The organism is Geomonas sp. Red32, from assembly GCF_023652955.1.
In the GTDB taxonomy this organism is placed as follows: Bacteria; Desulfobacterota; Desulfuromonadia; order Geobacterales; family Geobacteraceae; genus Geomonas.
This window is the reverse complement of the sequence record NZ_JAKLOY010000007.1, coordinates 237,553-260,662: the sequence shown is the minus strand read 5'-3', so window position 1 is coordinate 260,662 and position 23,110 is coordinate 237,553. Positions and strand designations below refer to the sequence as shown.

Below are 23,110 nucleotides of genomic sequence, written 5' to 3'. Positions count from 1 at the left end.
GCTGTCCGTCCAAGCTAATGAAAAGCACCGGTCACGGGAGGATGCCATGTCGAGGAATGACGGAGTTCGCAACGCAGCCCAGGTAGCGGTTCTTTCCGAGCGTATGGTGGAAGCCTTCTCCCGGGCGGGAGCCAAGGCCACCGCGGTCTTGCACGGGATGTTTCCCTCCAGGAGGAGAACCGGGGAATTTCAGCCCCTGCCCCCGATGGAAACCGTCCATTTTCCTACCGGCGCCCACGCCATCACCGAGGAGGCCCGCGACATCGTCGCCCGTAACGCCCAATTGCTGCGGGCGGACCCCCATCTCAAGGTGATCCTGATCGGCCACAGCGACGACCGGGGATCCGAGGAGCGGTGCCTGGCACTGGGGGAAAGCTTCGCCCTCGAGGTCCACGATCATCTCCTCTCCTTGGGAATCGCCCCCTGCCGGGTCGCCTACGTATCCCGCGGCAAGGAGGAACCGGTCGCCCACGGGCGCGATCCTGAGAACCGGCGGGTGGAGTTCCGGCCGGTCCGCTGAGGGGATCCCCTACCGTTTGACCGCCAGCGTGAAGTCCGGGATGGTCCTCGGCTTGGCGGTAGTGGGGGTCTGTTTCCCGTCGGTCAATTCCTGCACCCGTTCCGAAATCCAGAGATCGAGGCTCGTCACCGAGATCTTCCCCTTCCCCGTGTAATCCGCCTTTCCCTTCACACCTTCAACGAGCGCCTTGGTAAAGGCCCCATTTCCCCACGACTCGTCCTCCAGCGAATACTGCCGCCCGGTGGAAGAGGCGAAGACCACCACGCCGTTCTCGGCACTGGAGAGCTCGTTCACCACCGCGCTCACGTCGCTGGCCGCGCTACGCCCTCCCATCACGTCGCCGGAGTGGCAGGTATCGACGAACAGCACCGCCTTGCCGGGGAGCGACATGAGCGTGTCGCGGATCTCGGTGAAGACCACCCCTGTCTGGGCCAGTTTCTTCGGATCGCCGTTCACCGGGAGGAAGTAATAGGCGCCGCTTGGTTCGGTGATGCCGTGGCCGGAAAGAAAGACCACCGCCACGTCCCGCTCGCCCGCCTCGCGGCGAAGCCATTTCAGCCCGTCCAGGACGGCCTCCCGGGTCGCCCCGGCGTCGGTCATGACCTTGGTATTGACCTCGCCGTAGAGCCCCCCCTTCTGCCCCTGCATCAGCGCGGCGAAATCCTGCGCGTCCTTGGAGGCGAAGTTGAGCGTGAGCTCCTTGTCGGGGTATGCGCCGACCCCGATGGCAAGTATGAACAGCCGGGGAAGAAACGATATCTGTTCCACCGGAGCCTCGGGCGCCTTGGTGCGAACGACCTTGACGGTGGCGGGTTCACTGGCGGCAAAGCGGTTCTCGGCGATGACGGTGATCTCGCTCTCCCCTTCCGGTAGGCTCACCGACGCCTCGCGGAGATCGCCGCCGGGCTTGGCGCTCTTCTCATGGAAGGTGGCGGGACGGCCGTTGACCAGGAACTTGACGCCGGTGACCTTTTCGCCCGAGGGAGAACGAAGGGCGAAGGAGACAGTGGCCTCCCCTCCCTCGACCTGGCTCCCGCTGGCGGGACCGGCGATGGTGACGATGGGAGGCAGCAGGGTCCTGAGCGAAACGGGAGCAGGGGAACGTCCGGCGGCCAGATCGGCCACCTTGATCGCCCTCCCCTCGTCCGCCATCTCGAGGACGCGGGCGATGACGTCGGGACGGCAGTACACCGAACGGAAACGGGCCAGCGGGAAGAAGTCGGCCGCTGCCTCACCGCCGTTGTTGAGGTGCCAGCCGGCCAGCTCCTCTCCACCGATGGAGGCCTGGTAGTAGCCCGAAGGGGTCCAGAGGACCCAGCGTTTGCGGTCGGCGTGCGGGAAGAAAGCGAGGAGCTCGGCGCCGTCGGCAAGGCGGAACCACCGGATGGTACCGTCGGCAAAGGCGGCTACCGCCACCATCCCATTGCCCGCCACGTTCACCCCCCAGGTGTTGCCGGGCGCGGCGATACGCCACATCTCCCGCCCGCCGTTGTTGAAGCAGCGCAGATTCCAATCGGTGCCCAGCAAAAGCCGGGAACGGTCGGGCGAGATGGCGAGGCTGCGGACCGCCTCGTGCTCTTCCAGCGGCAGCCTGACTCCATGCACCGCCAGGAATCCGTCGGGAGTCCGGGCGAGGCCGAAACGCTGGGCGGCGGTATTGGGCCCCTTGAGGCCTGCTTTGATCTCCCGTCCGGAGAAGCTGCGATCGAGGACGGAGAAGGCGGCGGGGCCAGCCGCACCGGAACCGTAAGAAAAGCCGACCGTGGAGCCGTCGGCCGAGACCAGGAGCTGACTGTCGCGGAAGCTGGCGGTACCGGAGCCCAGGCGGATGGCGAGGGCGCCGTCCGCTCCGGCGATCCCCACCTCGGGGCTGGCGGAAGCGAAGGCGATGCGCCCACCGGGAAGGGTGAGCAGTTGCATGACGTCTCCCTCCGCCAGCGGGAAGTCGCGGTAGATCCCCTGTCCCCCCTGTTCCCAGCGGCGCACCAGGTATTTCCCGTCTCCCTGGTGGCTGCCGGCGGCGAAGAGGTAGGCCCCGTCCGCGGACCAGGCGACGCTGAAAAGGGTTCCGCCGTCGGCTCCGCCGGGAGCGGTGTAGAGCGGCGAGAGGTCCTTGCCGGAGAGGACGGTAACCTTGCGGGCATCGTCGCACCCTACCGCTACGCGGGCGCCGTCTGCCGAGAAGGCGACGGCATAGGGGCGCTCGCCGTTGGGGGCGCGCTCCTTGGCGATCAGTTTGAAATTGGCATCGTAGAGCCGGACGAAGCCGTCCCAGGAGGCGGTGACCAGCCTGCCACCGGCATCGAAATCGAGAGCGTAGCAGTCGTTGCCGTACTCGGAGTCGATCCCCGCGAGCTTGGCATCGGAGGCCCTGACGAGGTAGACCCCTTTTCCGGCCCCGAGGCCGACCGCCAGGGACTTGCCGTCGCGTGACCAGGCGAGCGACTGGATCACGTTGGGAAAGCCGTCCACCTTCTTCAGGAGCTTCCCGGAGGCGCGGTCGAAGAAGTAGAGGGAGGCGAAGCGGTTGATGTCCCACCCGGTCCAGCCGCCGCAGACCACGGTGGAGCCGTCGGGAGAGATGGCGACCGCAAAGATCTTTCCTTCGTTACCGGCGCCGATGGGAGGACGCAGCACCCGCGAGGGGAGCAGGACCTGCGCCGCCGCCCCCTTGGCCTGTTCGGTCAACTCCCAGACCCGGACGGTTTTGTCGTCCGACGCCGAGACCAGCCAGCGGCCGGAAGCGTCCACCGCGATCTTCTTGATCATGGCCGTATGCATCCCGGTCTCGACCCGGAGGATCGGCTCCTGGGAAAGCCCGGCCAAAGCCAGCTGGGGGAACAATTGCACCAGGGCCACCACCGCCAGCCCGATTATCCATTTTATGATCATCAATTTATCCTTCCTGATCGGTGCCACCCGTCTCCCTTGCCCTCGCCCTACCGGGCTTTCGGGTCATGGTAGCCCACCGTGACGGTGCAGACGTTTTCATCCCTTGAGTAGCTGACGCTCTCGATCTCCACCACCCGGAACCCTTTCGGCAGCATGTCCAGGTCGAGAACGGGAAAAGCCTCGCCATCCGGCACTCCAAGCCTCGTCCTGATTTCCAGCATGCCTTCCCCCGGAACACCGCCCGGCACCCGAAGCACCATGCGATCCTCCTGGGCGATGGCATCGACCACCAGCGATTCGCGCTCCACCGTCACCCCGGTGGCGAAGCTGGCCAACGAGGTCATACGCACGCGATCGGTCGCCATCATGCCGTCGTTGATGACGGTCGAGCCGGAAAAGGCGATACCGCCCAGCCTTCGCCCTACCCCTTCCACCGCCGCGACAAAAGCGACCGTGCATGATTCCCGCCGCCGTAGTTCAGGATCTGGTGAGTGCGAGCTCCCACGTCCGAGAGAGAAAATGCTTTGGGGCGCGACACCGGGCGGACTCATTCGGCTCATGAATGGCCAGACGATCTCAGTCTCATCAGCGGCTGCAGTAGCCGCTAACAGCGGGACGGACACCATGACCGAGAGCACCTTCATCCTCACCCCTCGCCCCCCTTTCGGCTCTAATTGACGTAACCTGCGCCCAGGCCGCCCCCGAGGTTCGGCATGCCGAACCTCACTTAAATATACGAAATCAATACGTAATACGTCATTCTGAAAGCAACTTTCACTAGAGCTACCGCACGGCTCCTTGCCAAAAATGTGGTGTAACCCCTTTATTTCACGCGAAAAACGAGGGCGACTCTCCCCGCGCGGAAAATCCCCGAGGTGCGTTCGGTGGCCAATATCTGGGCGGCATTGGCGTCGCCTATCCTGACGTCTGCCCCCCGGGAACCCTCAAGGGCCTTCACCATCAGCGGATTGCGCGAGCCACGGCTGGCAAGGAGTTTTCTCGCCTGTCCCTGGCTGGTTGCCAGCAGCACGCCCCCCGTTTCCGCGTAGCGCTCCGGCGGCAGGAAAAGCGGTGTGTAGACCGTCTCGCCGGCGCTGGTGAACAGCCGGTTGAAGAGCGCCGGGTGGACGTTGAAGGCGCTGACGTCGACGATGACGCCATCGTAGGATGAGGCGCCGGTCGCCGCGGACGGCCGGTAGGGAAGATCCCCCTCCACCATCCGTTTCAGTTTGGGGCTACCGGCCACCGTCTGGTAGACCTCTGCCAGCATCCCGTCGTCTCCGCCGGCGTCGCCATGGAGCACCGCCACCCCGATGTCGGTCTCGGGAGAGTAGGCGAAGGTGACCGGGCGGACCATGGGGAGCAAACGGTTGAGGCAGCCCCGGGCGGCCTCGTTCTCCTTGGCGATATCGCCCAGACGGGCATTGCCGGCGAAGGGAATCTCGGAGAGGAATTCGGCAGCGCTCCGGTACCCCATGACCTCGGCGGCCCGCTCGGTGGTCACCCGGCGCTGTCCGGCCGAGGTGAAAGCCGGGTTACCGGCGGCCTCACCATACCAGGCGGCTTTGCCGCGGAAGAAAGCGATGAGGTCGGCGTTGGTGACCCCGTTGTAGCCCGCCAGCACGAGTTGGCGTGACTGGAGCCAGCGGCTGATCTCTCCGTACGGCGGGCCTTGACGGAGCTGGCCCGCCCAGGCAGGGGCCGCCAGAAGGAGGAACAATAACAGCCATCTCAGGTACCTCATCGCCGCCTCCTGCAACTGCTTAAAACCTTCCCTCACCCAGCTTTCGGCTCTCCTGAACCGGGACTACGTACCGGACTATTTAGCCACCTCTTTTGCGGAGACCTTGAAGACGAAGTCGTAGGTGAGGATGTCTTCCCACTGCCATCCCTGGGCGGTCGAACGGGTGTCGTCCGGGCCGCCGTAGGGCTTGCCGAGGGAGTAGTACCAATTCACGACAGCCTCGCCGGAACGCCGGACGACAATCCAGTACTTGCCGGGTTTCAAAGGCTCATTCTCCGGCGGCAGCGAGAAATCGACCCACTGATAGCCGGACTGTTTGCCTAATTTGTCGAGGAAAAGTGGCTTGGAGCGAACGCCCTTGCTGTGGGCGGGTTTACCCTGGTCGTCGGCAAGGATGTCCACATAGACACTGCCATCGCCCCCGAATTTCTTCATCGCCAGGGAAACTTTCTCGACTTTGACCGGCCGGTCGATCTTAAAGGCTTGCGCATAGACGCCCGCAGACGATGTGACGTATTCGGCTGTTTCCTGGGAGAAGGCCGCCTCTCCGCCGGTCTCGGTTTCGACGTAGGCGCCCACCTGCTGAGGAAGGGCGATGTTGCCGAATTCGAGGACACCATCCTTTCCCGGCGGCGGGAGCGTTGCGGTAAAGGAGCGGCCTTTTTCCGGCGCCGGTGCCGGTGCCGGAGACACCGGCTCCAGTGCGGCTGGCACCGGCGCGGCCGGCTGTGGGGCGACCGTCTGTCCGGCCTGAGGTTGCGGGGTAGAGGGTTCCGGGGCGGCTTCGGCACGTACCTCGGCGGTAACGGTCCGCGCAGAACCGCCGGCATCGCTCACCCCGGCTATCTCGCTGCTCGCCAGGTAGCCGCGCGGCTCGGTCCCCTCCCCTTTCAGGCTGAGCTGGACCAGGTCCTTCTCGATCTTGCTGGTGATGGCGGACTGGTAACGGGGCAGCACCGGAGAGGAATGCCAGGCCGCACCGATGCCGGAGGCATCGAGACCATGGGCGTACTTTATGTGGCGGCTCGAGGTGAAAAGTTTCGACTGCAGCGGGTCATAGGGGAGCCAGCCAAGGTCGGGATAATAGACCTCGATCCAGGAATGGAGCCCCTCCCCCATGGCCTGCACGAGCGACGATCCGCGGCCATCCAGCGGGATCTTCCACTTGTTCTTGAGGGTGTAGCCGACCACGACGCGGGACGGGATCCCAGCCGCACGCAGGAGCGCACAGGAGAGATGGGCGTAGTTCTGACAGTTGCCGCTCCCGGTAGAGAGGGCGTAGAGGGCGTCGAAGGATTTGGGCTGCGGGCGATAGCGGGTATTGTTGGCGACGAAGTTGAGCAGGGAGTCGACGGCGCCCGATTCGGTGGTGATCCCCTCCGTCAGCCGGGAGGCCTTGGAAACGATTTCACCGCTGCCGCTTTCCACCAGCTTGGTCGGCTTCAGGTAGAGACGGGCCTCCTCGCTTACCTGCTGAAGGGGAAAGGGAGCTTTCGAGCTCAGGGGATCGAGGACAGCGTCGATTGCCGTGTTGAAGACGATGGTGGCCCGGCAGTCATGCCCGACGTTGCGCCAGGTAACAACCTTGAAGTGGTTGCCGAAGGTGTCGTCTTCGTCTTGTACCGACTCCGGCTGGGGATCGAACTTCGCCTGGAGTGCGCCGACCCGTTGCGTGACGCTGGCGGTCTGGACCCTGGCCGGAACCGGGAAACGGTAGACGAGCTCAGACAGGCTGCTGTCGACACCGAAAACGACCTGCTGGGTGAGGTTGACCTCGCTGGAGAGCCGGCCCGAAACAACGAGGGTACGAGCTTCCGAGATAACGGGAGCCAGCAGCAAGATTCCAACGATCATCCGCTTGATCACGGGGTCCTCCGGTCATGGCAAATGCATCACAAAATACGAACTCCGCGGTGAAAATAGGTCCCCCCCTTTAACAAGGGGGACTTGCCACCGCCCTTACTCCTGCGGACCGGTGGACGTCACCAGTGGACGTTACCGCTGCACGTTACCGGCGGACGACACGGCCGGCGACTTTGAAGACGAAGTCGTAGGTCAGGACGTCTTCCCACTGCCACCCTCGAACGGTGGAACGGGTGTCGTCGGGGCCGCCGTACGGTTTGCCGGGGGTGTAGTACCAGTTCATGATCGCCTCCCCGGACCGGCGGAGCACCATCCAATATTTTCCCGGCGGGAACGGATCGCTGTCCTCCGGAACGGTAAAGTCGAGCCAGCCGTACCCGGGGGTCTTTCTCACGTTCTCCAGGTAGACCGGCTTCGAGCGCACCCCGTTGACCAGGCCCGGCTTTCCGCCGTCGTCGGCTACGATGTCGAGGTAGACGGTCCCGTCGCCTCCGAACTTCTTCATCGCCAGGGAGACCTTCTCGATCCGCAAGGGGCGGTCCAGCACGAAGGCCTGGGCGTAGACCCCGGTGGAGGTCACGTACTCGGCGGTTTCCCTCTCGAGAGAGGCCTCGCCGCGATCGCCGCTGTTCGTGTAGAAGGAAAGGTTGGCCGGGAAACGGGTATTGCCGAAGACGACCATCCCGTTGCGGTCCGGCTTGAGCGGCGGCGGTCCTGACGGCCTCCTCGGCTTCACCACGTGCCGGGGCGGCTCCGGGATCGGCTCCGGCTTCTTCACAATCTTCTTCGGCTCCGGTACCGGCTCGGGCTGGGGAACCGGAACCGGCTCGTGGGTCGTCACCGGCGGTGGGACCGGAATCACCTCCGGGGCCGCGGCGATCATCTCGTTACTGGTGATGTATCCGCGCGGGTCGCTCCCGGAGCCCTTCAGAGTCAGATCCACCACGTCCTTGCTGAAACTCGAGGAGATGAGCGCGCTGTAGCGGGGAAGCACCGGGGACGAGCGCCACGAGGTCCCGATCCCGGCCGCTTCCGGACCGTGGGCGTACTTGATGTGCCTGGTGGAAGTGAACTGCTTGGACTGCTGCGGGTCGTAGGGAAGCCAGCCAAGGCCCGGGTAGTAGATCTCGACCCAGGCATGGAGCCCTTCTCCCATCCCCTGCACGAGTGAGGATCCGCGATCGTCCAGCGGGATCTTCCACTTGTCCTTCAGGGTGAGCCCGACCGCCACGCGGGCGGGGATTCCGGAGGCGCGCAAAAGGGCGCAGGAGAGATGGGCGAAGTTCTGGCAGTTGCCTGTGCCGGTACGGAGCCCGAAGAGGGCGTCGTACGATTTCGGCGGAGTCTCGTAACGGATCTGGTCCGCCACGAAGTTGAGGATGGCATCGACCGCGGCCGACTCGGAGGTGGCCCCGGCGGTCAGCTCGGCGGCCTTGGCGGCGATCTCCGGATCGGTGCTTTGCACGAGCTTGGACGGTTTGAGATAGAGCGCGGCGTCCTCGGGGATCCCCCGCAGAGGGAAGCGGGACTTGGCGGAAAGCGGATCGAGCACCGCGTCGATGTCGGCCGTGAAGACGATGGTGGCCCGGGCGTCGCTGGGGAGCTGTTTCCAGACGACGACCTTGTAGCTGTTACCGTAGCTGTCCGTCTCGTCGGTCACGCTTTCCGGCTCGGGATCGAAGGAGAGGCGGTGATCGATCATCCGCTGGGAGATGCTCGGCACGCCGACCCGGGCGGGGAGCGGGAACCGGTAGGTGAGCTCGGAGAGCTTCTGGTCCACCCCGAAGGTAATCATCTGGGTGACGGTCACCTCGCTGGAGAGGCGTCCCGTCACCACCAGGGTCTTGGCCTGCGCCAGCACCGGGAACAGCAGCGATGCGAGTACCACCGCGATACGGAGTGCTTTATTCACCATCCCCCCCTCACTTCGAACCTTAATCGCAGATGCATGACGTCCTCCCCCATCCCCATCCTGTCCCTCTCCCGGCTTTTGCCCGCTAGAAACCGCCACCGAAGGTGCCGAAGCTGCCGCTGGAGCCGCCTCCGGAGTTGCCTCCGCGATACCCGCCACCGGGGCCGCCGATCGGTGCCCGCTCCACGAGAAGCCCCGGTCTCAGCAAGCCGAAGTAGCGCGGCTCGCACCTCACCGAGCACCAGGCGCGATCACCCTGGATCTGGTCGGATACCACCAGTTCGACCGGGATCCTCTGCTGGTCGCAGACGGTCTTGCCGGTCAGGGGGTCCATGATCTCCTCGAACGCGTACACAAAGAGGGAGTGCCCCGGCTGGAGCTTCTGGTTCTGCCCGAGGCTTACCAGGGCGATCTTCTCGCTCCCTTCGGGGCTCGTCTTGGTCTGGATCACGTATCCCTTGACGGTAAAGAACTTGGAGAAGTCGGTCTGGACGCCGCCGAGGCTCCCGCTGACCGCCTTCTTGATGGAGCCGATCAACTGGTCGTAGGTGGGATACGGCATCCTCCCGACGATCTGCTTGCCGACCGCCTTCTTGGAAAGCACGATCTCCCCGGTCTGGACGTCGAGCATCCGGACGTTCACCTCGGTCTCCACCCGCCACCCTTCGGTCTGCTCCATGGCGGTCTTCACCAGGGCGTTGAGGAGGTTATTGTCGCGCCCCGAGGCGTCCTTCAGCCTCTGCAGCGACAGGTAGGAGAGGTTCACGTTGTCGATCGATCCGGTCATCATGTACCTGACGCCGGTAAGCTTGCCGAGCTGGACCAGGTCCTTGTCCTCGACGAGGCCGGACTGCTGGAGCTTCTGCTCGTCGAGCACCTTCTTCAGGTCGGCCCGCGAATAGAGCTTCAATCCTCCCAGGTTGGAGAGGACGTCGGAGATCCCGTCCCCCACGCTCTCGGAGAGGTTCGCGTTGATGTCGCGCTGGATGGTGGAGGCCTCCGCCTGGAAACGGGTCCGCTCGCTGGTTCCCCAGACCACCCCCCCTCCGCGCCGCCCGTAGGAAGCTGCCGCGGCACCGGCGGAATCCTGCTGGACGTTACCGGCCACCTGCGCCTGGACGGTCTTCGCGTAGTCGAAGGTGGTGAAGTTCGAGATCTCCGCCACCGCCACCTTCGGGATGGCGCTCTCGTAGGAGGGGCGGCAGATTTCCGGGATGTTCAGACGCTCCTGGCGGTCGGTGATAAAGGCGGCCGGATCGACCCGGGCGGCAGTGGCGGCCGGTACGCATCCCAGTATCCCCCCCTGCAAAAGCAGCATCGCCGCAGCGGCCGCAGCCTTCCATGCTTTCATGAGCCCTCCTGAAACGGGTTTGGACCTGCTACTTGCGGTACTCGACGGTGACGGTCGCCGGGGTGAAGCCGATCAGCCGGAAGTTTTCCTTCTGCCGGATGCTGTTGGCGAGATAGATGCTGTTTTCGGGATAGCCGACGGTGAACTCGCCCAAGCCCCGCTCGTCGACGCCGGTCACCCAGGAAAGCCCCTGCAGGACTTCCTTGACGGCGAAATTGTCGCTCAGCTCCTTGACTCCCTGGACCTTGACCAGCACCTTGCGGGTGGAGGCTTTCAGGTGGGCAGCAACCTTTTCCACCACCGGCGCGGTGACCTTCCCCGCCACGTCCTTCAGGCTTTCGGAAGCGGCGTCCGCGACGTTACCGGCCAATCCCTTCCCCTGCTCCGAACCGGCGGCCAGGATGACGAGCTGGCCGTTGGAATCCTTGCTGATCAGGCGGTAGGTGAAGCGGGCGGTGACGTTGTTGAACGGCATGGAAAGGCCGTAGCCGATGTCTTCCCCCCTCTTGGTGCTGACAGTGTAGTCGACCTTGCCGATCAGCATCACGTTGGTGAGGAACTTGTACATGAGGCCGCGCAGGCCGAGGAGATTCCCTCCGCGGATGGCAGATTCCACCGCCTTGTCGTTGAGGGCCTGGGCCGCAGCGGCGTCGGTGACGGTGAAGCCGCGCTCGACCAGTTTGTCGATCAGGGCCTGGGAGAGGAGGTTAGTCTCCTGGTAGCCGGAGGCGTTGCCGGTAGGATCCTTGGCGAGCACGAAGACCGAGACCGCGTTGTTGAGCGCGAGCCCCGCCACCGCATCCTTGGCCTTGCCCGGCTCCACGCACGCCTTGAGGGCTACCTTCATGGTGTCTTCCTGCTGTTTGGCCGAGAGGATCTTGAAATTCTTCACGCTCCCGTTGACCTGCTTGCTGATGGACTCGTCGACCATCATCAGGTTCTGCACGACGCTCTGGGCCTTGACGTCCACGCCGACCGCCTCCTCGATGGCGTTCCACTTGGCGCGGTTGATGGCCTCGGCCTTGGCGGAGGGGACGTCCCCGTTGACGATGGCCGCCTCTCCTTCCGAATCCAGGCAGCGGGTTTCGGCGCCGGCGGCTACCGGCAGCAGGGTGACGAGCAGCAGAAGTAACAGCGAGAGGTAACGCATGGTGTTCTCCGTGGCGATGATCTCTGCCCGAAAAACGGGCTCGTTAGAAACGGGAAAAGAGGAGACCGGGCCGGATGTGAAGCCTGATCTCCTCTTGGGATCCTGAAACCTTCTTCCGTGCTACTTCAGGACGAAGGCGACCTTGGCGCCGGCCAGGAAGTTGGTCTGCTGGTTGGCCGAGAAGATGAGCACCGCGTCCTGGTCGGAAACCTGGAGGTCGGCCGAGGTGACGGTGGCGACCGCCTTGATCACCAGCGGATTCTTGATCCCGCGCGCCTCAAGAGCGGCCTTGGCCTTATCGACCGTGTTGGTGTACTCGCCGCACCCCTGCTCCACCAGGACCTTCTGGCTCACCTTGGAAGGATCGTAGAGAAGCTCCTTCTTCGCGCTGAAGATACGGTTGATGAGGGCCGGTTTGAAATCCTGCTCGGTGGCGTCCACGATCAGGCCGTCATATTTCTCGTCGAGCTTCTCCGGCTTGTGACGGTATTTCGGGGCGGGCTTGCCGTCCAGCTCGGTGACCGCCTTCTTGAGGTGCGGGTCCTTGTTGAGCTTTTCGTACAAGGAGGAGGCGAAACCTTTCGGCCCGTGCATCCCGAGTTTGAGGATGGCGATGGCAGTATCCTTGTCCTTCGAGTAGTCCTGCACGACTACCTGGACCCCTTTCACGATGCCGGAGACCGCGCTTCTGACGCTGTCGTACTGGAGCATGCCGTCCTTGACCAGGGTATCGCCGACCAGGGCGAAGCCGTTGAGGTACTCGGCGACCGCACGCTGGGCGACGACGACGGCGGCCCTTTTCGCCCCCATCTCGCGCTGCGCATCGGTCCTCGCGTCGGGGTTGCCGACCGCCTCGCCGTAGAAGAGGATGGCTTCCTGGGTGAAGGCCGCGTTGTCGTCGCGGGCCGACGGGCTCCCGGTCAGGGAGAGATTCTGCTGGCTGAGCCAGGTCTTGGCCTTGACGAAGGTATCGTCGATCTGGCCGTTGAGATTGTCATCGGCATAGGCGTGGCCGGCCAGCGCCAGGCCGAGCAGACATCCGAGAAGCAGTTTTTTCATGGGTACCCTCCGCATATGATGGTGTGATCGAAAGCTAGTACACGTTTTTCTTCTGGTTCAGCATCCTGATGGCCAGCAGCGCCTCGGCGCCGTCCACCGGGTCGGCGGGACGGAACTCGCCGGAGAGCTCACCCTCGATGATCCCCCGGGTGGTCATGTTCATCACCGCATTGTAGTAGGGGGCGGTCGGCCTCACGTCCGGGAACGGGGAGCGGTCCTGCCCGAAGTAGGCGGTGGCGAGCTTGTTGTCGCCGGTGAGCTTGATCAGCACGTCCTCCAGGATGAAGGCCATCTCGGCGCGGGTGACCGGATCGGACGGCTTGAAGAGGTAGGCCTGGGAGCTCTCGTCGAACTTGGGCTCCATGCCGCGGACCCTCCACTTGAGCATGGTGATCACCTCGTCCTTGAACGGGGAATTGACGAGGTCGGCGGGGATGAACTCGGGCTTCATCTTGGCGAGCTCGGAGGCGACCGGGATGCGGCCTGCCAAAAGCTTCTCGAGCTTCATCTCGTCGATCAGCAGCGCGGCCAGGTCGGCGCGGGTGATGCTGTCCTTGACGGCGATCTTCTTCCCGACGTCACCCACGGTGATGCCGGCCATGGCGCGGACGATCCGGTCGGTCTTCTTCCACCCGAGGTCCGCCTTCTCGTGCCACTTCCCTTCCCGGCGGGAGTTCAAAACGTCGGCGAAGCGGTCGCGCGCCTTCTGGAACTCGAGACCTTCGAGGTAGGCCGCCGCCATGTAGTATGTGAGCGCCTCGGTCCCCTGGTAATACACGAGCTTGCGTTCGTCGACCTTGAGGTCGGCGGCACTCTTGTAGGCCTCCTCGGCCTCCTCGAGCCACCCCTGCGGCTTGATGGCGGTGTTGGCGCGCACGAGCGCCACCAGGCAGTCGAAACGCTCGTCCGGCTGCTTGGCGTATTTCTTCGCCTTGTCGAGGTTGTCGTAGGCGCGGTCGACCTCGACCTGTTTCATCTTGAGATCGGCCACCCCCTTGGAGCGCTCGGCGTAGACGATGGCGAGCCCGGCGTACCCCTTGGAGTAGCGGTCGTCCAGTTGCAGCGCCCGTTCCAGCTTCTCCTGTGCCTCGGGGAGCTTGCCGGCCTCGAGGGCGTTCATGGCGTTGAGATAATGATGCTCGGGGTTGTCCTCGGGAGAGATGCTGCGGACGCGCGGACCGGTGCAGCCTGCCAGCATCGTCAGGGTCCCGGCCAACACCAGCAGCATCACCACTAACCTTTTCATCATTTTGGTACCTCCTTTGGTTAAGCGATCCGCTTCCCGTTCCGCGGGAATCGGAGGTTCATGTCCGTTGGACGGACACGCAAACGGAAAACTCTTCGGTGCGACTTAAATTCCAGCATTCCGTGGGAAAACAGGTTCCCCCCTTGTCAAAGGGGGGACAGGGGGGATTTGATTCTCACGGATCCAGAGGCAAATCCCCCTAAATCCCCCTTTATCAAGGGGGACTTTTGAACCCGCCACAAAATTCCCCAAATGAACCCTTCGCAAAAGAGAACGCTGGTCGCGGGGACCGATTACCTCGTAGCGAACACGGTCCACCCGGCGACCTTCTCGCGCTGGTCGAGGGAGAAGATGATCTCCCCTTTACGGTACAGGAGATAGGTACCTTGCCGCGCCGTCACCTCGCGGCTCGGCGTCCCGTACTTGGCCATCACGTCGCCCCGCGAGCTTCCCACCGAGATCCCGCGGGCGGTCTCCCCCTGGTATCCCTTCCTCGTGGTCAGCAGGCGTTCCATCCTCGCTCCGCTGACGATCACGGCGTCTTCCCAGTGATCGTACTGGCGGGCATGGACGGCGATGGTCCGCGCCCCCGCGAGCCCCTGGAGCGAGAAGGTGGTGGTTTCCTTGTCCTTGGCGAACGGGTCGCGGCAGGCGATTCCCCCTACCCGCTCCACCAGCTTCGACGCCACCTCTCCTTCGGCCGGAGCGGCGATGGGCTTGGCCCCCTCCTCCTGGAGGATGGCGAGGTTGACGGCGGCCACCGACGAGTTGAGGTTTCTCGCTCCGGCGAAGTCGACCAGGGCGCGCTCCTTGTTGCCGAGCCCCGCATAGGCGATGCCGCGCACCACGAGTCCGTTACCGACCGACACCATCTCGTTGGCCTTTCTTCCGAGCTCGATCCCCTTGTTGGCGAGGACGACGGCGGTGTCATGGTCCCCAAGGAGCGAGGTGGCGGCGGCCAGGTTGACGCAGGCGGCGGCATAGGCGCGATCGCGCTGCATCGCCTTCTCGAAGGCATCGGCGGCCTGGTTCAGCAGCCGTCTGCGCTCCTCCGCGGAGTGGTCCGGCGCGCCCTTGGCCCGCAGTCCCTTCCCTTTCAACCTGGTCTCGGCGTCGATCTCGAAGGGATAGGCGAGGCGCCGCTGCCCCGGGGGATTGAGGCTCAAGGCCTGCAATGCGTAGGCGACGCCGAGATTGTTGAACATCTCCCGGCTGGGGAAGTTGTGGGTGAGCTGTTCGAAGAGGCGGGCGGAATCGGCGTAGCGCTCGAGGAGAAGAAGCTTGGTGGCGGCATCGAACACCGGCACCATCTTCCTCAGGTTGAGGTCGGCGTGCTCGGCGATGGTTTTGCGATCGCTGCGGGAAGGATAGTTGGGAAGACGCTCGCTCAAGCCGTACCCGGCATAGATGAGATCGAGGGCGTGCGGAGCGATGCCCAGGGTGTCGTAGCCCGCCAGGTAGCCGTAGAAGCCGCCGAAGTAATCGGCCTCGGTCTCTCTTTTGATCGTCTCCTCGATGCTGGCGGCCTTGATCATCTTGCGGCCGACATCCAGGGAGGCGAAGGAGTTTCCGAAGTCCCCGACCCAGCCGTGGCGCATGAAGTAGTGGGTGAGCTCGTGCCCCAGTAAAAACGCCAGGCCGTCGTCGCGGAAATCCCCGAGCGGCGCGAGGACATCGTAGGCACGCTCCTCGATGGCGATGTACCCTTCCTGCATGGGAGCACTGTCGGCCTCCAGGCCGATGGCACCCTCGGTGCCGGGATCCGACCAGGCGACGGAGTTACGGTTCTGGGAGCCGAGCGGGACGACCATGAGACGGGGGGGAATCCTCCCCTCGCCGAAGGCGCGGGCCACGGAGTCGTAGACCGCCTTGATGCGGAGGTACTTCGGGTTGTCGGCCGCCAGCGAGTCCATGGCGTGGACGCGCGTCTCCCCGAACATGAGCGCGATGAGCACCCACGCGGCAAAGACCAGCCACCTACCCACACCGTGCGATCGAGACAACGGCACCTCCTGAAAACCTCCCTCACCCGCCTTAAGACATACTCTCCGGTGCATCGTTTCGTCGGTCTAAAACCTGCCCTCACCCGGCCTTCGGCCACCCTGAAGGGGCAATGGTATGGCACCACTAAAAGATGACGGAAACCTTGACGGTGAATTCCTTCTCCGAAAACCGTCCCTTCACATCGCCGACGGCGACCCGGAAGCGGTAGAGCCCGGGGGGAAGGGATACGCTCTGAAGGCTAATCCCCTGCTTGCCGGCGTACGGCCGGATGCGCGGGGTGAGATCGATGGGATTGCTTTTGAGGCATTCGAGCCTCACCGTGGCGGCGTCGACCGGTACATCCCCCTTCTCGGCAAAACGTACCACCAACGGGAAGGTCGGCGCCGCGGCGGGAACCTCGAGATCGGAAACCCAGATCTCGGGACCATCGGACGGCAGACGTTCCGCCATCCCGTACACCCGGGAATCGGGCAGGGCAGCCTCCTGAACGGTCAGAAGCTGCACGGGGCCGGAAGCCAGGGCGGCAGCCGCCGTGGTTAGCAAAAAGAGAAGGACAGCCATCGTTATCCTGGTCAGCGACCTCATGCCATCCTCCTTTCAGTCCCGGCGCTCGCGCGCCTCTCTTTCATTCCGTAACCCGGCACGCTCAAAAGGCGTGGATCAGCTCGTCGACGCGGGCGGCCATGGTGGTGAGATCGACACGTTTCCCCTTGCTCCCCTTCTCGAGTGCTGCGAGCGCCTTGCGAACTTCCGGCGGGCAATCCGGCAACGAGGCTGCCGTCAGCGCCTTGGGAACCCCGCCCGAGAAGAAACGGGCGTTGCCGCTCTTCACTGCCAGACGCGCCCCCTCAGCCCATTCTCCCAACCGGACGTACCCCTGCTGGCCTGCGGGAATCGCCACGAGGAACCTGGCAGTGGCACCGCCGAACTGGTTGGCCTTGTCCCCGCGCTCCAGCCGCGAGTTCAGATCGTCGATGGCTTTGACATCGGCGTTAGGTGCCAGCGACTGAAGCACCGTTGCCAGCCGGTTGGCGGCGGCCTGGGCGCGGTCGCCGTCCGAAGCGGCCAGGGCGACCTCGAGATCGACCGCTGCCCGCCCGGCCCGGAAGGCGCCGGACTTGGCATCGCCGGCGGCGGCGAAACCGAATGATTTTTCCTGGGTCGAGGTGAGGGCCGCCAACTGGGCGGCGTCGCCGCTCCCGGTCAACCTGGCCGCAATGGCAGATGCGGAAAGAGCGGTCCCCCCTCGCCGCCCCCCGGCGGCTTCCGGCCGGGCCGGGGTGGACGGCGCTACGGGAGATGGTTCGGACTGGGAAGCGGGGGCCATGGCCACGGTCGGAGCCACGGCGGCAGAGTTGCGTGCCGCGTCGGCCACCTTGGCGGCCGGAGCACCGGCGGGGGAAGGGCCGGGGGCGTGCAGCGCCACCGAGAGGGCGAGCACCATCACCGCCGCGGCGGCAAACGCCGAAGGAAGAAGGTAGCGGTTACGTTTCGCCCCGGCACTCCCTGCGCTGGTGAGCTCGCGGGACCTGACGAAGGTCTCCCGGCAGGAGTCGCAGCTGGCGAAGTGCCCAAGGAGGAGATCGCGCTCGGCCCCGGTGACGGCCCCGTCCACGAGGGCTGCTATCTCTTCCAGGGCCGGACAGGGACCGGCGGGGCTCGACTCTGCGAGACCTTTGCCGATCGCCTTGGCTAGCGGTGAGTTGTCTCTGTTCATTGGTACCCTTCCGTCACAAAGTTGTTCTCATGCCACCTGTGACGGACAGTCGCTAAAAAAACTACTCCCCCAGGAAGTCGGAGGCCTTGAGACCGCGGGACAGGAGCGTCTCCTTGAAACGAAGGAGCATCCTTCTCACCCGCGCATCGACGCTCTTTTCGGTGAGATCGAGGAGCTGGGCGATCTCCCGGACCGACTTCGGCTCCACCTCCTCGTCGTCGGGAAACCGCAGCCTGAGAATGAGACGGTCCTCGCCGGAAAGATCGGTCAGCAGCCCCGCCACCGTCTCCCTGGCCGCCGATTCCTTCTGCCCGGAGATCATGGTGGCTTCCGCGGTCTTCCGGGGGTCGGTGACGACGATCTCCACCGCCTCGTCGACCACCATCGCCTTCCCCGGGACCATCCAGGCCGCCTCGCCATCGGCCACGACGGAAAGGTTTTTCTCCCTGCCCCGCATCCGGTCCAGCATCGACTGCAGGGATGGGAGCGGCTCGTGGATGGCGTGGGTATGTTCGAGATGGGCGGAGGCTTCGTGGAGGGAACAGCCCCCCTGGTAGACCAGCTCGTAGAGGCGTTCGGCCACCGGTCCCATCTCGCGGGCCCGCTCCTTGGCCCGGCTGCGTCCTTTTTTGGAGCGGACGAGATCGATGATCAGGTTGGAGATGATGGTGGTGATGTAGGTGGTAAGTTTCGCCTTCCCCTTGAACTCCCGCAGGGCCTTGAAATCGTCACCCCGCAGGCGGTCCAGCACCTCGTTGAGGAGCTCGTCCACCTCGTTTTCCTGGGATACGTCCCCGTCGCCGTGCCCCATTACGGCGCGCCGGCACTGTTTCTCGATATAGGAAAGATTGCCCGTGATGAGCGCGGCATAGCCGGCACTCGTCTGAGGAGGAGACGCAGGCTCACTGTCGGTTGTTGTGCCGAACTGAAATAGTCGCATCTGACGGGCCCAATTGTAAAAGAAACGAGCTTTAAACGGTTAGTGATTTACCAACCAGGCATATAGTTGGCATAGCGAAAAGCAGTAATAGACAACCAGTATTTTATTTCAGAGTATTCGGCACTAAAACTACAGCCGTAACGGCCACTTGTCAAGCCACAACCTCCCCATAACAGTAAATATTACTGAGTGTTTTTTGCACGTTCATGGGGCTTGATCCATTAAAGGAAAAAGTAGGGTACTGCGGCAGGTTAAAGATCACCTGAGAGAGATGCCCTGCCGGTGTGCAACATGCTCAAAAAATACTCGCATAGATATATTGAAATTGTCGGATTGCAGTGGTATGGTACCGCGCTTCGCAGAACCCGTATACAGACGGAGAGCCGCGCTCTCCAGGCATCGAGAGGAAAATGATGGGCCAGAAATACCTGATCGTGGGTGGAGTGGCAGGAGGCATGTCCGCCGCCGCCCGCTTGAGAAGAATCGACGAAGAAAGCGAGATCGTAGTCTTCGAACGGGGCGATTACGTCTCGTATGCAAACTGCGGCCTCCCCTACTACCTCGGGGGGGCCATAACCGAAAGGAGCCAGCTCCTCCTCCAGACCCCGCAGTCGTTCCACGCCCGTTTCCGGGTCGACGTCCGGACCGGGCACGAAGTCGTCGCGGTAGATGCCGATGCGAAAAAGGTCCGGGTGAGAGAAACCGGCACCGGCAAGGAGAGCGAGGAGTCCTTCGACAAGCTGCTCCTCGCCCCCGGCGGCTCTCCCGTCAGGCCTCCCATCCCCGGTTGCGATCTCCCCGAGATCCATACCCTGTGGACCATTCCCGATACCGACCGGCTCCACGAGCTCCTTTCCGGAAGATCGGTGTCGCGGGCCCTCGTGGTGGGGGGCGGATTCATCGGGCTCGAGATGGTCGAGAACCTGCACGCCCTCGGCATCGGCGTCACGCTCGTGGAAGCGACGGCCCAGGTCATGGTCAACCTCGACTTCGAGATGGCCGCCCTGGTCCACCGCGAGCTGCGGATGAAGGGGGTCCCCTGCCTGCTGGAAGACGCGGTGCAGGAATTCGCCCCGGCTCCTGATGGCGGGGTAACGGCAACCCTCGTGAGCGGAACCGTGCTGGAGGCCGACCTGGTGCTCCTCGCCGTCGGGGTCGCCCCCAACACCTCCTTCCTGGCCGGCTCAGGGATCGAGCTCGGCAAGCGCGGGCACATCCTGGTCGACGAGCAGATGAGAACCAGCCGGCCGGACGTCTTCGCGGTGGGCGACGCCATCGAGGTGACCAATCCCTTCACCGGCAAGAGCTGGGCCGTGCCGCTCGCGGGCCCGGCCAACAAGCAGGGACGGATCGCGGCCGACAACATGAACGGCGCCGGGATTGCCTACCGCGGCACCATGGGGACTTCCATCGCCAAGGTCTTCGATCTCGACGCCGGCGGCACCGGGGCCACCGAGAAGTTCTGCCGCGCCGAAGGGATCCCCTGCGCCTCGGTCATCATTCACCCCAACGACCACGCGGGCTACTATCCGGGAGCCACCCCACTCACCTTAAAGCTCGTATTCTCCACCGAGAACCGGAAGGTGCTCGGCGCCCAGGTGGCGGGCTACGGCGGGGTCGACAAGAGGATCGACGTCATCGCCACCGCCATCAAGGCCGGTATGACCGTCGACGACCTCTGTGAGATCGAGCACGCCTACGCGCCCCCCTACTCTTCCGCCAAGGATCCCGTGAACATGGCGGGCTTCGTGGCGCAAAACGTCCTGGACGGCCTCTGCGGCATCGTCACCTGGGACCGGATCGACTCGCTCGACCGGGCGACCCACTTCGTTCTCGACGTCCGTGACGAAATGGAACTCGGCGCGGGAACCATCGCCGGTGCGGTCAACATCCCCTTGAACGAGCTGCGCGGACGGCTCGGCGAGCTTCCCCGGGACAAGACCATCGTCATCTTCTGCAAGGTCGGGCTCCGCGGCTACCTGGCGGCCCGCATCCTCACCGCGCACGGGTTCACCGGCTGCCTGAACCTGTCCGGCGGCTGGGATACCTACTGCCTCGCCACCACCCGCCAGAGTATTACCAGGGCTTCGGAAGCCACCCGGGAAAACGAAAGGGAGTGCATCATGCCTCAGTTACCGATAGAGAACAGGAACGTGGTCAAGGTCAACGCCTGCGGTCTGCAGTGCCCGGGGCCGATCATGCGGCTTAAGCAGGAGATGGACGTGGTGGCCCCCGGCGGGGTGATCGAGATCAGCGCGAGCGACCCCGGTTTCCACAGCGACGTGCAAGCCTGGGCCCGGGCGACCGGCAACCAGGTGAAAAAGCTCGAATCGAGCAAGGGGACCATCACCGCGCTGGTAGAGAAGGGGCATCACCACGAGGTGGCGGTGACCACCAACCGGGGCGGGAACGACAAGACCATCATCGTGTTCTCGGGCGACCTCGACAAGGTAATCGCCTCCTTCGTCATCGCCAACGGCGCCCTCTCCATGGGGCGCAAGGTCACCATGTTCTTCACCTTCTGGGGGCTCAACGCGCTGAGAAAGCCGGAGAGCTCCTCCGGGCTCGGCAAGAACCTGATCGAGGCGGCCTTCGGGATGATGATGCCGCGCGGCAGCCGCAAGCTTTCCCTCTCCCGCATGAGCATGGGGGGGATCGGCGGCAAGCTGATCCGCGGGATCATGAAGAACAAGAACGTCCCCTCCCTGGAGGACATGATCCAGCTCGCCATCCGCGGAGGCGCCCAGCTGGTGGCCTGCCAGATGTCGATGGACCTGATGGGGATCAGGGCCGAGGAGCTGATCGAAGGGGTCCAGTTCGGCGGCGTGGCCGCCTACCTCGAAGCGTCCGAGCACGCCGACAACAACCTGTTCATCTAAGGGATCTCGGCTCCCGGCACAGCTGCCACCGGATAACTTCGAAGAATTCCGGGGGAATCTGGTCCCCCCCTTGTCAAAGGGGGGACTTCCACACCTCCCCGGAATTCCTCGATGCCCCTTCGCAAAGAGGGGAACGTTTCCCCCTCCCCTGGAGGGAGGGGGCCAGGGGGTGGGGGAAGGTGGCCACGGAAGACCGCCCGCCAGCGAGGAAGAAACCGGCTCCTTTTCCTTTTTGCTTTTCCCTCCGCTTCGCGTTATGCTGGGCCAAAATTTCATGAGGGGGCCAACAGATGAGCATACTTCCCGAAGGTGAGGAGCTGAGACGCGCGGTCAAGTGGGTTTCCGGCAACATCCAGGAGTACCCCGACAAACCGGTCCCGCCCATGGTCCAGGAAGCGATATTCCGGTTCAACCTCTCCCCCAAGGACGCCGAGTTCCTGATCATGTTCTTCCGCGAAAGCGCCAAGCACAAAGAGTAGCCCCCCCCTTTTCGGCCCCACTTCTCCATCTGCAGCACTGCATGCCGTCAGGGCACCGTCTCTTCCCCCCTCCCCTCCTCCAGCCGGGAGGGGGGAAGGAGTATGGCCCACCGCGAGCACTCGCCGAAAAATATATTATAATCCTCTAACGAATCCTTCATTCTTTCCCATTCCAGCAGCACCAACAGCAGCAGCGCCTCATCCAGTCCCCGCCCCCCCGGGAGCTCGGGGCGTCGTTCGGCGTCGATCTCACCATCTGTCAGAGGAGAGCGAAAATGGCCAAGAAGCTGCAGACCGTCCTGATCGTTGACGATTCCCCCATCTCCAGGAAGATGCTGAAAAGCTGCTTTCCCAAGGAGCGAGAGTTCCAGTTCCACGAGGCGGGCGATGGCCTGCAGGCCCTCAACCTCTACCGGGAGCTCAAACCCGACCTGGTCACCCTCGACCTCACCATGCCGGTGATGGACGGCTTCACCGCGCTCGCGGAGATCCGCGCCTTCGACCCGGAAGCGATGGTCATCGTCTGCACCGCCGACGTGCAGGACAAGAGCCTGCAGGAGGTGACCGATAAGGGTGCCTTCATGATCCTCGCCAAGCCCCCCAGCAAGGGGAGCGTACTGGAGGCGCTCACCAGGGTGGAGGAGTCGGCATGAGCGAAGCAATCATAAGCGAGATAAAACTTGCCAACGCAGCGGAACTCGACCTCTTTTTGAGCGAGGAGAGCCAGCAGAGGATCATGTCGGCCGACGAGCGGGACACCCTCCAGGAGATGATGAACATCGCCTTCGGCCGGGCCGCCGCCTCGCTCGCCGAGGTGATCAGCATCTTCGTCAGCCTGAGCGTTCCCTGCGTCCAGCTCCTCAAGGGTGAGAAGCTCACCGTCTACCTGGAACAGATGGTGGGGCCGGGACCGGAGATCTCGATCGTGGAGGAGAGGTTCTACGGAAAAATGGAGGGAAGCGCCTTCCTGGTCTTTCCGGCCGATGCCGGAGGCCAGCTGGTGCCGCTCTTTGGCGACGAGGAGACCCTGTATGAGGGGGAAGCGCGAGAAGAGGTGGAACGCGACGCCCTCCTCACCACCGGCGGGATCCTGATCGGCGCCTGCGTGGGGAAACTCGCGGAACTTTTGGGGGACCAGGTGAGTTACTCGCCCGCGAAGCTGGTGGCCAAGACGCAGGGAAAGGCGATCCCCGCCGCCCTGTGCAATCCCGACGCGGTGGCCATCGTGCTGAAGACCGATTTCTCCTTCCGCGAGGAGTCGGTCCAGGGATTCCTCTTCCTGGTCACCAGCCAGGAGTCGATCGGCTGGCTGAAAGAGGCCCTGGCCGGGTTCCTCTCCCAGTACGAGGGATGA

The 23,110-nt window shown here is 64.0% G+C and carries 18 protein-coding genes; 5 read left to right on the top strand and 13 right to left on the bottom strand.

Annotated features, from left to right (window positions below; all coding sequences use genetic code 11):
* Positions 1-46 precede the first annotated feature (46 nt).
* Positions 47-520 carry an OmpA family protein gene (locus tag L4X63_RS18210; RefSeq protein ID WP_250680076.1) on the top strand — a complete coding sequence of 158 codons (474 nt, stop codon included), beginning with the start codon at positions 47-49 and terminating at the stop codon, positions 518-520.
* Positions 521-529: 9 nt separating this feature from the next.
* Here L4X63_RS18210 and L4X63_RS18205 read toward each other — a convergent pair whose 3' ends face one another.
* The 13 genes from L4X63_RS18205 to L4X63_RS18145 form a co-directional block, all read right to left on the bottom strand.
* Positions 530-3,412, bottom strand: coding sequence for a caspase family protein (locus L4X63_RS18205; protein WP_250680075.1), 2,883 nt, complete (start codon positions 3,410-3,412; stop codon positions 530-532).
* A gap of 47 nt (positions 3,413-3,459) precedes the next feature.
* On the bottom strand, positions 3,460-3,846 hold the full coding sequence (locus L4X63_RS18200; protein ID WP_250680074.1) for a hypothetical protein: 387 nt from the start codon (positions 3,844-3,846) through the stop codon (positions 3,460-3,462).
* 389 nt (positions 3,847-4,235) lie between these two features.
* The gene (locus tag L4X63_RS18195) at positions 4,236-5,156 is read right to left on the bottom strand and encodes a TP0624 family protein (RefSeq protein ID WP_250680073.1); all 921 of its coding nucleotides are present in this window, start codon (positions 5,154-5,156) and stop codon (positions 4,236-4,238) included.
* 75 nt (positions 5,157-5,231) lie between these two features.
* Positions 5,232-7,022, bottom strand: a complete 1,791-nt coding sequence (locus L4X63_RS18190) for a transglutaminase-like domain-containing protein (RefSeq protein WP_250680072.1) — start codon at positions 7,020-7,022, stop codon at positions 5,232-5,234.
* A gap of 142 nt (positions 7,023-7,164) precedes the next feature.
* Positions 7,165-8,934, bottom strand: a complete 1,770-nt coding sequence (locus L4X63_RS18185; RefSeq protein WP_250680071.1) for a transglutaminase domain-containing protein — start codon at positions 8,932-8,934, stop codon at positions 7,165-7,167.
* 82 nt (positions 8,935-9,016) lie between these two features.
* Complete coding sequence (locus L4X63_RS18180) at positions 9,017-10,282, bottom strand: CsgG/HfaB family protein (RefSeq protein ID WP_250680070.1); 1,266 nt, start codon at positions 10,280-10,282, stop codon at positions 9,017-9,019.
* Positions 10,283-10,310: 28 nt separating this feature from the next.
* Entirely contained in the window at positions 10,311-11,432 is a 1,122-nt protein-coding gene (locus tag L4X63_RS18175) for a flagellar assembly protein T N-terminal domain-containing protein (RefSeq protein WP_250680069.1), read from the bottom strand.
* A gap of 120 nt (positions 11,433-11,552) precedes the next feature.
* On the bottom strand, positions 11,553-12,491 hold the full coding sequence (locus L4X63_RS18170; RefSeq protein WP_250680068.1) for a TP0624 family protein: 939 nt from the start codon (positions 12,489-12,491) through the stop codon (positions 11,553-11,555).
* A gap of 34 nt (positions 12,492-12,525) precedes the next feature.
* On the bottom strand, positions 12,526-13,740 hold the full coding sequence (locus L4X63_RS18165) for an S-layer homology domain-containing protein (protein ID WP_250680067.1): 1,215 nt from the start codon (positions 13,738-13,740) through the stop codon (positions 12,526-12,528).
* 290 nt (positions 13,741-14,030) lie between these two features.
* On the bottom strand, positions 14,031-15,740 hold the full coding sequence (locus L4X63_RS18160; protein WP_250680066.1) for a M48 family metalloprotease: 1,710 nt from the start codon (positions 15,738-15,740) through the stop codon (positions 14,031-14,033).
* Positions 15,741-15,864: 124 nt separating this feature from the next.
* Positions 15,865-16,326, bottom strand: coding sequence for a hypothetical protein (locus L4X63_RS18155; RefSeq protein WP_250680065.1), 462 nt, complete (start codon positions 16,324-16,326; stop codon positions 15,865-15,867).
* 61 nt (positions 16,327-16,387) lie between these two features.
* Positions 16,388-17,458 (bottom strand): zf-HC2 domain-containing protein, encoded by a 1,071-nt coding sequence (locus L4X63_RS18150; RefSeq protein ID WP_250680064.1) that lies wholly within the window; start codon positions 17,456-17,458, stop codon positions 16,388-16,390.
* 61 nt (positions 17,459-17,519) lie between these two features.
* Entirely contained in the window at positions 17,520-18,398 is an 879-nt protein-coding gene (locus tag L4X63_RS18145; protein ID WP_250680063.1) for a sigma-70 family RNA polymerase sigma factor, read from the bottom strand.
* A 410-nt stretch (positions 18,399-18,808) separates the two neighbouring features.
* On the opposite strand from L4X63_RS18145, the gene L4X63_RS18140 reads away from it, so the two are divergent.
* The 4 genes from L4X63_RS18140 (at position 18,809) to L4X63_RS18125 (ending at position 23,110) form a co-directional block, all read left to right on the top strand.
* Entirely contained in the window at positions 18,809-21,277 is a 2,469-nt protein-coding gene (locus L4X63_RS18140) for an FAD-dependent oxidoreductase (protein ID WP_250680062.1), read from the top strand.
* A gap of 290 nt (positions 21,278-21,567) precedes the next feature.
* Positions 21,568-21,756, top strand: a complete 189-nt coding sequence (locus L4X63_RS18135; RefSeq protein WP_250680061.1) for a hypothetical protein — start codon at positions 21,568-21,570, stop codon at positions 21,754-21,756.
* A 275-nt stretch (positions 21,757-22,031) separates the two neighbouring features.
* A complete protein-coding gene (locus L4X63_RS18130; RefSeq protein ID WP_250680060.1) occupies positions 22,032-22,409 on the top strand; it encodes a response regulator in 378 nt (125 codons plus the stop codon).
* On the top strand, positions 22,406-23,110 hold the full coding sequence (locus L4X63_RS18125) for a chemotaxis protein CheC (protein WP_250680059.1): 705 nt from the start codon (positions 22,406-22,408) through the stop codon (positions 23,108-23,110). The genes L4X63_RS18130 and L4X63_RS18125 overlap by 4 nt, the downstream gene beginning before the upstream one ends.

What these genes read in the sequence shown, in the direction of transcription:
- L4X63_RS18180 (WP_250680070.1), bottom strand. Translation starts at nt 10,282, where the DNA reads ATGAAAGCATGGAAGGCTGCGGCCGCTGCGGCGATGCTGCTTTTGCAG.
- L4X63_RS18185 (WP_250680071.1), bottom strand. Translation starts at nt 8,934, where the DNA reads ATGGTGAATAAAGCACTCCGTATCGCGGTGGTACTCGCATCGCTGCTG.
- L4X63_RS18125 (WP_250680059.1), top strand. Translation starts at nt 22,406, where the DNA reads ATGAGCGAAGCAATCATAAGCGAGATAAAACTTGCCAACGCAGCGGAA.
- L4X63_RS18155 (WP_250680065.1), bottom strand. Translation starts at nt 16,326, where the DNA reads ATGAGGTCGCTGACCAGGATAACGATGGCTGTCCTTCTCTTTTTGCTA.
- L4X63_RS18130 (WP_250680060.1), top strand. Translation starts at nt 22,032, where the DNA reads ATGGCCAAGAAGCTGCAGACCGTCCTGATCGTTGACGATTCCCCCATC.
- L4X63_RS18135 (WP_250680061.1), top strand. Translation starts at nt 21,568, where the DNA reads ATGAGCATACTTCCCGAAGGTGAGGAGCTGAGACGCGCGGTCAAGTGG.
- L4X63_RS18145 (WP_250680063.1), bottom strand. Translation starts at nt 18,398, where the DNA reads ATGCGACTATTTCAGTTCGGCACAACAACCGACAGTGAGCCTGCGTCT.
- L4X63_RS18170 (WP_250680068.1), bottom strand. Translation starts at nt 12,491, where the DNA reads ATGAAAAAACTGCTTCTCGGATGTCTGCTCGGCCTGGCGCTGGCCGGC.
- L4X63_RS18175 (WP_250680069.1), bottom strand. Translation starts at nt 11,432, where the DNA reads ATGCGTTACCTCTCGCTGTTACTTCTGCTGCTCGTCACCCTGCTGCCG.
- L4X63_RS18195 (WP_250680073.1), bottom strand. Translation starts at nt 5,156, where the DNA reads ATGAGGTACCTGAGATGGCTGTTATTGTTCCTCCTTCTGGCGGCCCCT.
- L4X63_RS18205 (WP_250680075.1), bottom strand. Translation starts at nt 3,412, where the DNA reads ATGATCATAAAATGGATAATCGGGCTGGCGGTGGTGGCCCTGGTGCAA.
- L4X63_RS18210 (WP_250680076.1), top strand. Translation starts at nt 47, where the DNA reads ATGTCGAGGAATGACGGAGTTCGCAACGCAGCCCAGGTAGCGGTTCTT.
- L4X63_RS18140 (WP_250680062.1), top strand. Translation starts at nt 18,809, where the DNA reads ATGATGGGCCAGAAATACCTGATCGTGGGTGGAGTGGCAGGAGGCATG.
- L4X63_RS18150 (WP_250680064.1), bottom strand. Translation starts at nt 17,458, where the DNA reads ATGAACAGAGACAACTCACCGCTAGCCAAGGCGATCGGCAAAGGTCTC.
- L4X63_RS18165 (WP_250680067.1), bottom strand. Translation starts at nt 13,740, where the DNA reads ATGATGAAAAGGTTAGTGGTGATGCTGCTGGTGTTGGCCGGGACCCTG.